Consider the following 11,115-nt stretch of genomic DNA (forward strand, 5'->3'; position numbering starts at 1 on the left):
AGGCGGGGCGGGAGGTCTGCGCCGCCGATAGGCCGCTGAAAGCAAACTACGCCGCCCGCTCGTCCTTGACCCGGCGTCCCTCGGGCGCAGAGCGGAACACCGTGAGGCGTTCGTAGCACAACCGGTTCCTGCCGCTCGCCTTGGCCTCGTACATCAGCGCGTCGGCGCGGGCGTAGAATTCGGCGAAGACCATCTTCGACGCATCGGCGTCGGCGAGCACCACCACGCCCATGCTCGCGGTCACCGGCATGTCGAGCCCGGGCACTTCCTTGGCGATGCGCATCGGGATCGCCTGCCGCAAGGCCTCGGCGCGCTCGATCGGGCGGGGGCCGCGCAGCAGCACTACGAATTCCTCACCGCCCAAGCGCACCGCCACCGCATCGCGATCCCCGGAGGCGCGGATCGCGCTCGCGCAGGCGACCAGCGCCGCATCGCCGACCTGGTGACCGTGGACGTCGTTGATCGCCTTGAAGCGGTCGAGATCGACCAGCGCGAAGGTGTCGAAGCCCTGCGCCAGCAGCTCGTCGAAGCGCGCCTCGATCGCGCGGCGGTTCATCAGGCCGGTGAGCGAATCGCGCGCCGAGATCTGCTCGAGCATCTTCGCCTCGGTCAGCGCTGCATCGCGCTCGCGGCGCAGCGCGAGGAAGCGGTCGGCGATGGCGAGACTGATCACCACCACTTCGATCCCGACCGCGACATAGAGCATCTGGTCGAGGCTCGAGGGGCCGACATGCCAGCCCAGCCCGCGCAGCAGGCGCTCGACCGAGGCGATGATGATCGGCGCCCAGGCGATGGCGAGGAACCGCGCCGAACGGCTGCCGCGCAGGACCGCCTCGATCACCGCCGTGCTGATCACGATGATCGCGGGCAGGAAGGTGACGAAATAGCCGACATCGTCGAAACGCTGGGTGGAATCGAGTTGCAGCGCGAAGAAGCCGGGCACGATCATCGTGAACCAGCCCGTCACGATGGTCATCCGCCGCATCGTCCAGGATTGCGCGCCCCGCTCGAGGAAGCAGGCGAGGAACAGCGCCGAAATCCCCACGCCAACCGCCCATGACAGCGCGCCCGTTACCGCCATCACCGCCACCGGCAGCGTGACGAAGGCCGAGGCGAGCCCGCCGGCGGTCAGCACATAGGTCATCATCGCCGTGACCATTGCGGCGTGGAGCACCACGAAGCGTTCGCGCAGCACCACGAAGAAGCTGATGTCGAACAGGAGCGGAAGCACCAGCATGCCCGCGACGAAGGCGAGCAGCATCATGTCGGTCGGCGACCAGTCGGCCCGTAGCGGATCATGGGTGATGCGCGCCTCGGTGAGCAGCGGCACCGAATGCGGCGCCTCGATCCGGGCGATGAGCGTGGTGGTCGCAGGCGTTATCCTGGGCAGCGGCAGCTGGAACACCGGGCCGGCGGCAAAGGGCCTGCCGTCGGCCTCGGTGAGCGAGAGGCTGCGCACCGCTCCGTCTGCGTCGATCGCATGGAAGGTGATCGAGCGGAAGCGGGCGGTGCGGGAGAAGAAGTGGCGGGGGAGGGCGCCGTCCTTCCAGCTTGCTGCCTCGAAGCGCAGCCACACCGCGGGCACGTCCGAACGCCAGCCGGTGTTGTCGCAGTTCCACCCGGCGCGCGGGCGCATCGCGTCGAGCCCGGTCGCAAGACCGCTCGCCGTGTGGCAGGCAGGGGCATGGGTCGGCACGCTGTGGTTGTCAGCCAGAGCCGGTCGGGCAGCCAGCAGCACCAGCATTGCGGCGACCATGCCGAGCCGGGAAAGGAGGCGCAAGAGTGCCATGCCCGCAGGCCTACCATGCAAGCTCTTACGATGCTGTTAAGCGGGTTTGCTCCATTTTGGATGTAATTTGCTGCCTTTTGAGAGACTTGCCCCAGGGATGCGGTCGTGTGCGGCCCTGCGGCATGCGGCAAGTAACGCACCTGTCACGAAAGCCCCCTAGCCCACCATGCGCAAAACCTCGCGCCGCTGGCGCCGACCGGGATCCATCATGCCGCAATCCATCACCGCCCTCTGCAAGACCGGCGCCGTTCTGGCGCTTGCCGCCGCCACACTTTCCGCCTGCGATACGGGCGGCGCCTCGGGCGCGCAATCGGTCCATGCGGTGGGCTCCTCGACCGTCTATCCCTTCGCCAAGCTGGTCGCCGAGAACTTCTCGCGCACCTTCCCCGACATGCGCTCGCCGCTGATCGAGTCCACCGGAACGGGCAACGGCATCCAGCTGTTCTGTTCGGGACTCGGCCCCAACACCCCCGACATGGTCAACGCCTCGCGCCGGATGAAGCCGTCCGAATTCGACACCTGCGCCTCGAACAAGGTCGACGAGGTGATCGAACTCCAGGTCGGGCTCGACGGGATCGCGTTTGCCTCCGCCAAGGGCGGGATCATGCTGAACCTCTCGCCTGTGACGGTCTACAAGGCGCTCGCCGCGCGCCCATATGGCAAGCCGCAGACCGCCAAGACCTGGGCCGATGTCGACCCGGCGCTGCCCGCCGAGCCGATCCTCGTCTACGGCCCGCCCAGCACCTCGGGGACGCGCGATGCCCTCAAGGAACTGATCCTCCACGTCGGCTGCGACGCCGATCCGGCGATGAAGGCGCTGAAGGAAAAGGACGAGACCGAATACAGCCAGATCTGCACCGAGATCCGCGACGACGGCGCCTATTCCGATCAGGGCGAGCAGGACAACCTGATCGTCAACAAGATCGTCGCCAACCCCAGGATCGTCGGCATCTTCGGCTATTCCTACCTCGAGGAAAACCTCGACAAGGTGCAGGATCTGCCGATGAACGGGGTGCAGGCGACCTACGAGAATATTGCGAATTTCTCCTACCCCGGTGCGCGGCCGCTCTATGTTTACGTCAAGAAGTCGCACATGCGCGCTATCCCGGGCCTTGAGGACTTCATGAAGGAGTGGGTCAAGAGCTGGGGCAAGGACGGTCCGCTCGCGCGCATCGGCATGGTCGCCATGCCCGCCGAGACGATGGCCGCCAACACCGCCAAGGTGCAGAACCTGACAATCCTCACCAAGGCCGAGCTCGAAGCCGAATAGACCTGCTTCTCCATGGACTCATGACCACGAGGGGAGGGAATGATGTCTGAAGCAAACGGGATTTCGCTGAACAAACACGGTGCGGCGCGCGCTCCGGCGGTGCTGCTGGCACTGGCTGCCATGCTCGGCCTTTCGGGCTGCGGCGACAGCCCCGAGGATGCCGCCGCCAAGGCGATCAGCGTGGTCGGCTCATCGACCGTCTATCCTTTCGCCAAGCAGGTCGCCGAGGATTTTGTCGCCGCCAATGAAGGCGTCGCCACGCCGCAGGTCGCCTCATCGGGCACCGCCGACGGGATCGTCGCCTTCTGCGCCGGGGTCGGGGCGACCACCCCCGACATCGTCAACGCCTCGCGCCGCATGACCCGCGAGGAATTCGCCGAATGCGCCGCCAACGGCGTGAGCGAGATCATCGAGATCGAGGTCGGGCTTGACGGGATCGTCTTCGCCTCGGCCACCGACCGCGGGATCGACATCAAGCTGACCCGCGACAATGTCTACCGCGCGATTGCGAACAAGCCCTTCGGCCGCGAGCAGGCCACCAAGACCTGGGCCGATGTCGACCCGTCGCTGCCGGCCACCCCGATCATGGTCTACGGCCCGCCCGAAAGCTCGGGCACCCGCGAGGCGCTGCTTGACCTCGTGGTCGAGCCCGGCTGCCGCCAGAACAGCGCGATGGCCTCGTTCGAGAAGAGCGATCCGGAACGCTTCCAGCGCGATTGCCACGCGCTGCGCAGCGACAGCGCCTTCAGCAGTCAGGGCGAGCAGGACGACCTCATCGTGCGCCGCGTCGCCTCCAACCCCGAGGCGATCGCGATTGTCGGCTACTCCTACCTCGCCAAGAACGCCAAGGCGGTGAAACCGCTGGCGCTCGACGGGGTGCTGCCGACCCCTGCGACCATCGCCGACGGGAGCTACGAGGCGAGCCGGCCGCTCTTTATCTACGTCAAGAAGGCCAACCTGCCGGTCACCCCGGGGCTCGACAAGTTCCTCGCCCAATGGGCGCAGAGCTGGGGCGCGGACGGCGTGCTCGCCAAGATCGGGCTGGTGCCGCTCGCCGCCGACCGTCAGGCGCGGGCCGCCGCCGCGATCCAGAACCAGACCGTGCTGACGGCGGCCGCGCTCGACAGCGGGCAGTAAGGCTCTCAAGTGATTGCGGCATGGCGGGCAGGCCGCTAGTCTGCCCGCCATGAGCGCGCGCAAGATCGCCGAATGGCACGAGGCCGGCGTCATCGACGCCGCGACGCGCGAGCGACTGCTGGCCTACGAGGACGCGCATTCGCGACCGCTTCTGCTCTGGGCGGTGTGGGGGATCGGCGCGCTCGCCATCGGGCTCGGCGTGGTGTCGGTGGTGGCGGCGAACTGGGAGGATATTCCCGGGCTCGTCCGTCTCGCCGTGCATCTGGCGCTGATCGGGGGGCTGCTGGGGCTGCTGTTCGCGCGGGAGGAGCAGCTGGCTGCCCGCTCGCCATGGATTGTCGAGGCGCTGGTGTTCGTCACCGCAGCGCTCGGCCTCACCTTTTTCGGGCATCTGGGACAGGTCTATCAGACCTCGTCGCCGCTGTGGCAGCCGCTCGCGCTGTGGCTCGCGCTGTTCGCGCCGCTGCTGCTGCTGACCGGGCGGAGCTGGCCGAGTGCGCTGGCGGTGATGGGCGGCGCGGTGTGGACCGCGTGGGAATATGTGTGGGCAAGCGACCGATACGGGGACGAGCCCGATCTGATCCGCAGCATCTGGCTCGCCCTGGTGATCGCGCTGCCGGTGCTCCTCGCCCCGCTCGCTACGTGGCTGGGCGCGCGCAGCGGGCGCGAGGATTTCTGGGAACGGCTCGAACAGCTCGCGCTCGCCTATGCCGTGGCGGGCGGATCGCTCGCCTGCGCCTTTGCGAGCTTCGACGGGTTCAGCGGCCCTGACCACGCCCTCGCCAGCGTGCTGACCTGCGGCGCGGTGCTGGTTGCGGGCGGAATCGGGGTTGTGCTGGCGCGGCCGGGCATCTCGGGCCAGATGGCGGGCGCGATCATCGCGGGCTCGGGACTGGTCATGCCGCTGGCCTATGCGGTGAACGACACGACCATCCCCGCCGCCGCCTTGTTCTTCGCGCTGTGGGCCGGGATCGGCGCCGCCGCCCTCGCCGCACAGTGGCGGCGGGGGTTCCAGCAGGCGGTGGGGGTAATCGCCTTGCGGCTCATCATCCTCAGCTTCGAGCTGGCGGGCGATCTGCTGATGAACGGCTTGGGGCTGATCCTTGCAGGCGTGATGATCCTCGGCGTGGCATGGGGCGCGGTGCGGGTGTCGAAGCGCTTCGCCCCGCGCGCGGAGGGTGCGGCATGATGCGCGCCGCCCGCCTTCTCGCCGCCGTCCTCCCGCTCCTCGGCCTCGGAGCGTTATGGGTGCAGAGCGACCGCACCTATCACACCGGCACCGAATGGGAGGTGCCCATCGTCGGCTACGACCCGCGCGATTACCTGCGCGGGCACTATGTCGAGTTCTCCTACGACTGGCCGGGTTACGATGAGTCGGGCAGCAGCGGCCCGCTCGGCCAATTGTGCCTCGAAGGGAAAGCACCCCACCTTGAGACAGTGGGCGTTGCCACGCGGGGGCAGGTCTGCCCGCATCCGGTGCGGCTGGATGCTACAGGCATCTATCGCATGAACGGCCTTCTCAGTGGCCGTCTCTACATCGGCCAGAAGCGCGCCGAGGCCTTGCAGCAGCAGCTCCAGAACCGCGACCAGCGGGGGATCGTGACCATCCGCCAGCGCGAGGATGGCAGCTTCACGCCGATCAGCATCCGCTTCCGCCCGCTCACCCCGCAAGAAATCGCCGAGCGGGATGCGCCGGCGGGAGCCGCCCCGCTCTCGCCCTTCGATCCGCTTGCCCCGCCTGCGGTGATGGACAAGTAGCCTAGCGGAAATCCTCGCCCGTCGCCGCGATCCGCGACTTCAGCCCTGCCTGACAGATGTTCTGGATCTCGATCCCCGGGTGGGCATTGACCTCGATCACCAGCGGGCCGTCATTGACGTCGAGCACGATGTCCGCCCCGCAATAGCCGAGACCCACCGCAGGGCCGCAGCGCGAGGCCAGCTCCAGCACCCGCTTCCAGCCCGGAATCTCGAAGCCGATGAGGTTGACGCCCGTGTCGGGGTGGTGGGTGATCGGCGTGCCCTTGACCACCGCGCGGGTGATCCTGCCGGTCTCCATGTCGATCCCCGCCCCGATCGCGCGCTGGTGGAGGTTGGCCTTGCCGTCGCTCTCGATGGTGGGCAGGCGCACCATCGCCATCAGCGGGGTGTAGTGGAGGCTGATGACGCGCAGGTCGGGCAGGCCCTCGGGCACAATCCGCGACAGCGCCGGGTCGGCGATGATCAGCGGCTCGATCAGCGCGGCATCCTCGGCCGCCGAATCCCCCGAGAAGCCGCCGTCGACGACCTTCTGGATGTGGTGCATCACCATGTCTTCAGGCAGCGCCGCGCCCGAGCCCTTGTACCAGGTATTCCCCTCACGCCGCACCGCGAGGAGGATCCCGTCCCCCTGCGATCCGCGCGCGGGCTTGATCGCCCAGGCATCGGGCATGTCGCGGCTGGGCTTGAAATCGGCGACCTGCTGGTGATCCTCGAGCACCGCGACGGTGCCGGTGCAGGCGATCCCCGCCGCCTCGAGCGCGCGCTTGGCCGCGACCTTGTCGCGCGCCCGCTCGATCGCGTGGCGCGGGTTGTATTTCTGGATCAGCGCATTGCGCATGTTGATGCCGAGGATCTCGCCCTCGATCAGCCCGCCCTCCCCGAGGCCGAGCCAGCGGTTCAATAGGCCGAACATTCTAAACGTCCTCCACGCGGCGGATTACCCAGGCATTGTGGATGGGCGGGCGCCCGCCGAGCTCATCATCGGGCCACTCCTCCGCCCACTCGGCCACGGTGCGCCCCCCAGACGCGACAAGGCGGGGCCGTGGAAGGGCCCCGCGATCCGGGTCGATCTGCGGCACGCGGCGCCTTGCGCCGGGCCTCAACTCGTCGCGCGATCCGATCACCCACATGCCATCGAGCGGCGGGGCTCGCCCGGCCAGCGCGGCGAGCACCATGCCGTGACTTCGATGCAGGGGCCGGAATTGCGGCTTGCGGTATGCCGCCCGCCGCGGCAGGCGCGGCGGCTCCAGGATCGGCTCGGGCTGGGGCACTCGCTCGGGCTCGGGCACGCGCCGCGTATCGGGCAGGCCCTCGCGGCGATCCTCCTCGACCCCATCCGGGAGCGCTTCGGCCTCGGCCGCCGCAGCCTTGGCCCGCCGCCGCCGCTCGAGCCAGATCGGGGCAAAGCGCCCGATTTCCGACAGGCGCAGGCCACGATACCGCCCGAGGATCGCGATCGCGACCCCGGTGACCGCGGGCATCAGCAGCGGCGACCAATCGATCAGCGCCAGCGCGAAGTCCGAAACCATCACGAATTCGATCATCAGGGCCAGCGCGAAGGTGTTGAACGCCATCTTCGCGGCCGGCTTGGCGCCGTCCTTGCCCCACTGCTTCCACCACCGCTCGACGCACAGAGCGCAGACGATCACCGGAAAGGCATCAACCTGAAGCTGGGTGTCGAGCATCTGCTGCAGGCCCGCCAGCACCAGCACGATCAGCGAGATCAGCACGCCGAGGAAGCCGACGCGGGTCATGCGCAGCTTGAGCAGCGGAGGGGTGACGATCATCCCCACCAGCACCGAGGAACACAGCACCACCGGACCCATCACCGGGCCGATCTGCAGGAATGCCACCGCGATCAGCATCGGGGTGAACAGGCCGAAGGCCTTCAGCCCGATGAAGCTTCTCGCCAGCACCACCAGAAACGAGCCCAGCGGCAGCACCATCAGCAGGTTCGAAGGCTTGAGACCCCAGATTGCCTGCGAGGAAGCGACCCCCTCGAAAGAGGAGGGCAGCGCGAGGAAGGTCTCGGTATTGGCGACCCCGAGGCCGACCAGCACGGCGAGCACCGCCGCGACCGCCAGCCCGATATAGAACGGGCGGCGGACCTGCGGTGTTGCGTTCGCCCAGATCTGGCCGACGCGTCCGATCATCTCAGAAGACGTATCCGATCGACAGCGTGAGGCGGTAACCTTGGCGTTCGCGCGCGCTCTCGTTGCTCGAGAAGAAGACGTATTTCGCCTCGGCCTCGATCCGCCACTTGCCTGGCCACCATAGCAGCTCGACCTCGGGGACGACTTGCCGGTCGCGGCGCAGCGGGCCATCGTCGGCGGTGCGGCCATCGAAGCGGGTCTTGATCAACTCGATAGCCGGGCGCAGGCGCAGGTCGGGGCCGATCGGGCGGGTATAGGCAAGGCTAGCGGAATCGCGCTCGTAGCCGCGCTGCGGGTCGTCCGAACGGATCGTTTCGGTGCGCAGGTCGAAGGCGAGGTAATGATAGGGGCCGAAGCGGCGGCGATATTGTGCATCGATGCGCTCGCCCTCGCCAGCGGTCGCGGGGCCTGCGCCGTTGTCGTATTGCCGCTCGCGCCATGTGCCCTGCACCCGGAAGCGGTTCTCGCGCGTCGGCTCGAAGGTGGCGCGCGCGGAATATTCCCACGCGTCGGTATCGGGGGATTCGACCGTGACCAGGTCGTCGTAGCGCCGCACCTGCGCCTGTAGTTCGAAGGTATCGGTGAGATCATGCTCGATACTGGCGGTCAGCCTGTCGCGCGAGACGTCATCGCGCCCGCTGCCGAGGCGGAACACCTCGACCCGGTCGGCCTCGAGCCGCACACGGGTGCGCTTGCTTTCGATGCCGAGCCCCACCTGCGCGCGCACCGACAGCGCCTCGCCGTCGATCACCAGATCCTCGTCGCGGGTGGTGGTCTGGGCGCTTACCGCCTGGATATCGATCCGGGCATCGGGTTCGAGCGTCCAGCCCGGCTCATCTGCAGCCGCCAGCGGTGCTGCTGCGACCAGACCCAGGGTCAGCGCGGCGATATGCCAAGTCTTGCGGGCTGGTACCAGCGCGCGTGCAATCCTCGTGATCGACATCGTGAAGCCCCCGTTAACCAAGCGGACTTACGGGGGCTAATGTTTAGAATTTGCTAATTGGATTTATAAACTTTTGACACAGCGCAAGGGGTCGCCGTCATCCTCTTGAAAAGCAAAGCGGCGGGGAACCCGAAGGTCCCCCGCCGCCGTGTGCCGGAAAGGCGCGCGATCAGAACTTCGCGGTCACTTCGACCCCGTAGAAGCGCGGCTCGGCGGGAATGAAGGTGGGGATGGTGAAGGCCCCGCCGGTGTTGCCCGCGTCGAGCAGGTAGTCTTCATCGGTCGCGTTGCGGATGAAGCCGGCGAGCTCGTACTTGCCTTCCGCGAAGCTGACGCCCGCGCGTGCGTTAACTAACGTCACGGCATCCTGCGAGATCAGCGGGTTGTTGGGCACTTCGAAGAAGATCTGGCTGCGATAGGTCACGCTCGGCGTTGCGAAGACGCGGATGCCGTTATCGAACTCCTTGTCGATGGTGATCCCGCCCGATGCCTGCCATTCCGGCTGCAACCGGAAGCGCGCGCCCGAGAAGGCCGGCGAGAAGGCGCCGTCCTCGTCGATCCCGCCGTCGATATAGCCGAAATTGCCGAACACCTGCAGCCAGTCGGTCACGTCGACCGCCAGTTCCGCCTCGACACCGAGGTTCGAGGCGCGCCCCGCGCTCGCGGTGACGAAGGCGCCGGTCGGGTTACCGTTGGCATCGAGCTGCGCGACCGAGACCTGGAAGTCGTTATAGACCTGATAGTAGACGCCGACCGAGCCCGAGACGCTGCCGGTGGCGAGCTTCAACCCGCCTTCGTAGTTCCACACGGTCTCTTCGGCGATGTTGTTGACGTTGGGCAGCACCGCAGTGCCGCTGCGCCGCGCGGAGACGTTGATGACCGGCGAGCGGCGGCCCTTGGAGACCGTGGCGAAGACGTTAACGTCGTCGCTGATGCGGTACAGCGCGTTGAAGCGCGGAAGCCAGGCATTGAAGCGGTCATCGGCGGTGAAGGTCTGGCCGCGGGTGTCGATCTGCCCCTGGATCAGCGGCGCGCCGCTCAGCTGCGAATTGGGCACGACGGCGAAGAAGCCCGAGCGGCGGTATTCGTTGAGCCAGCGCAGGCCCGCAGTCAGCTCGAGGCTGTCCCCCAGCGTCCAGGTCGCATCGGCGAACAGCGAATAGGCCTCGTTGCGGCCCTGATTCTCGAACACCGAGTTGTACTGGATGGGCGCGAGGCCGAGGGTCGGCACGCTGCCGTCCGCCGCGACGCAAGGGGCGGCCCCGAACGGGCGGCTGGCAACCGGCGCGCCGAACAGGGTCAAAAGGCACTGCAGGTAGACGCCTTCCTCGGTCGCGAAAGGCACGTTCTGGCGGCCGTCCTCGATGAAGGCATTCCAGCCGAAGCTGGCGCGCAGGGTCTTGCCCGAATAGGTGAAGCGCCCTTCGTGGCTGACCTGCCAGCCTTGCGCGAGCTCGGCGAACTCGAGGAACGGCGCGGCGGTGCCGTCAGCGTCGAACACTTCGGCGCTGTCGAACTCGCGGTAGCCGTTGACGGTGGTGAAGCTCCAGTCGTCCTCGAACTGGTGGTCGATGGTGAGGTTGAGGTCATAGACCTCGCGGTTGAGGCCGAGCTGGTCGTCGCCCAGTGCCGCAGCGCCCGCGGGATAGCCGCTGAGGTTCGCGTCGCGGAAGGCGTTGGCCGCCCCGCCCGGCGCGCCGGCGAAGGCCGGGAAGCGGCCCGAGATGAACGGCGTGCCGCCGTTGCGCTGCTGGTCGTAGGTGCCGATCAGGTCGACGGTGGTGGCGTCGGTCGGCGTCCAGCGCAGCGAGGCGCGCAGACCGAGCTGGTCCTGCGCGTAGAGTTCCTCTTCCTGGTTCGGATTGAGGTTCTCGACATAGCCGTCACGCGTGCGCCACTCGCCCGCGAGGCGGAAGGCGATGGTGTCGCTGCCGATGTTGACATAGCCGCCGAGGAGGGTCTGGTTGAAGTTGCCGTAGCCGCCGCGCACTTCGGCCGAGAAGCCCTGGCGCGGCTTGGCCGAGACGAGGCTGATCGCGCCGACCGCGCTGGCCGTGCCGAACAG

The 11,115-nt window shown here is 67.7% G+C and carries 9 protein-coding genes; 4 read left to right on the forward strand and 5 right to left on the reverse strand.

Annotated elements, in window-relative coordinates; genetic code table 11:
* Nucleotides 1-46: 46 nt before the first annotated feature.
* Nucleotides 47-1,789 (reverse strand): diguanylate cyclase, encoded by a 1,743-nt coding sequence (locus NBV68_RS12995; protein WP_296310446.1) that lies wholly within the window; start codon nt 1,787-1,789, stop codon nt 47-49.
* Nucleotides 1,790-1,997: 208 nt separating this feature from the next.
* Between NBV68_RS12995 and NBV68_RS13000 the strand changes: the two genes are divergently transcribed.
* Genes NBV68_RS13000 through NBV68_RS13015 form a run of 4 tightly spaced genes read left to right on the forward strand, consistent with a single transcriptional unit; the run spans nt 1,998 to nt 5,954 of the window.
* A complete protein-coding gene (locus tag NBV68_RS13000) occupies nt 1,998-3,059 on the forward strand; it encodes a substrate-binding domain-containing protein (protein WP_296310448.1) in 1,062 nt (353 codons plus the stop codon).
* 39 nt (nt 3,060-3,098) lie between these two features.
* On the forward strand, nt 3,099-4,196 hold the full coding sequence (locus NBV68_RS13005; protein WP_296310450.1) for a substrate-binding domain-containing protein: 1,098 nt from the start codon (nt 3,099-3,101) through the stop codon (nt 4,194-4,196).
* A gap of 49 nt (nt 4,197-4,245) precedes the next feature.
* On the forward strand, nt 4,246-5,385 hold the full coding sequence (locus tag NBV68_RS13010) for a DUF2157 domain-containing protein (protein ID WP_296310451.1): 1,140 nt from the start codon (nt 4,246-4,248) through the stop codon (nt 5,383-5,385).
* Nucleotides 5,382-5,954, forward strand: coding sequence for a GDYXXLXY domain-containing protein (locus tag NBV68_RS13015; protein WP_296310452.1), 573 nt, complete (start codon nt 5,382-5,384; stop codon nt 5,952-5,954). Before NBV68_RS13010 ends, NBV68_RS13015 begins: the two co-directional genes overlap by 4 nt.
* Nucleotide 5,955: 1 nt before the next feature.
* On the opposite strand, the gene NBV68_RS13020 is transcribed toward NBV68_RS13015, so the two are convergent.
* The 4 genes from NBV68_RS13020 to NBV68_RS13035 form a co-directional block, all read right to left on the reverse strand.
* Complete coding sequence (locus tag NBV68_RS13020; protein ID WP_296310453.1) at nt 5,956-6,867, reverse strand: sugar-transfer associated ATP-grasp domain-containing protein; 912 nt, start codon at nt 6,865-6,867, stop codon at nt 5,956-5,958.
* Nucleotide 6,868: 1 nt separating this feature from the next.
* Nucleotides 6,869-8,107 (reverse strand): 7TM domain-containing protein, encoded by a 1,239-nt coding sequence (locus NBV68_RS13025; protein WP_296310455.1) that lies wholly within the window; start codon nt 8,105-8,107, stop codon nt 6,869-6,871.
* Between the two features lies 1 nt (nt 8,108).
* Entirely contained in the window at nt 8,109-9,050 is a 942-nt protein-coding gene (locus NBV68_RS13030; protein ID WP_296310457.1) for a hypothetical protein, read from the reverse strand.
* A gap of 169 nt (nt 9,051-9,219) precedes the next feature.
* Nucleotides 9,220-11,115 (reverse strand): TonB-dependent receptor (locus NBV68_RS13035; RefSeq protein WP_296310458.1); only part of this gene is annotated, 1,896 nt, incomplete at its 5' end.

Source organism: Erythrobacter sp., from assembly GCF_023653175.1.
In the GTDB taxonomy this organism is placed as follows: Bacteria; Pseudomonadota; Alphaproteobacteria; order Sphingomonadales; family Sphingomonadaceae; genus Erythrobacter.

What these genes read in the sequence shown, in the direction of transcription:
- NBV68_RS12995 (WP_296310446.1), bottom strand. Translation starts at nt 1,789, where the DNA reads ATGGCACTCTTGCGCCTCCTTTCCCGGCTCGGCATGGTCGCCGCAATG.
- NBV68_RS13000 (WP_296310448.1), top strand. Translation starts at nt 1,998, where the DNA reads ATGCCGCAATCCATCACCGCCCTCTGCAAGACCGGCGCCGTTCTGGCG.
- NBV68_RS13005 (WP_296310450.1), top strand. Translation starts at nt 3,099, where the DNA reads ATGATGTCTGAAGCAAACGGGATTTCGCTGAACAAACACGGTGCGGCG.
- NBV68_RS13010 (WP_296310451.1), top strand. Translation starts at nt 4,246, where the DNA reads ATGAGCGCGCGCAAGATCGCCGAATGGCACGAGGCCGGCGTCATCGAC.
- NBV68_RS13015 (WP_296310452.1), top strand. Translation starts at nt 5,382, where the DNA reads ATGATGCGCGCCGCCCGCCTTCTCGCCGCCGTCCTCCCGCTCCTCGGC.
- NBV68_RS13020 (WP_296310453.1), bottom strand. Translation starts at nt 6,867, where the DNA reads ATGTTCGGCCTATTGAACCGCTGGCTCGGCCTCGGGGAGGGCGGGCTG.
- NBV68_RS13025 (WP_296310455.1), bottom strand. Translation starts at nt 8,107, where the DNA reads ATGATCGGACGCGTCGGCCAGATCTGGGCGAACGCAACACCGCAGGTC.
- NBV68_RS13030 (WP_296310457.1), bottom strand. Translation starts at nt 9,050, where the DNA reads ATGTCGATCACGAGGATTGCACGCGCGCTGGTACCAGCCCGCAAGACT.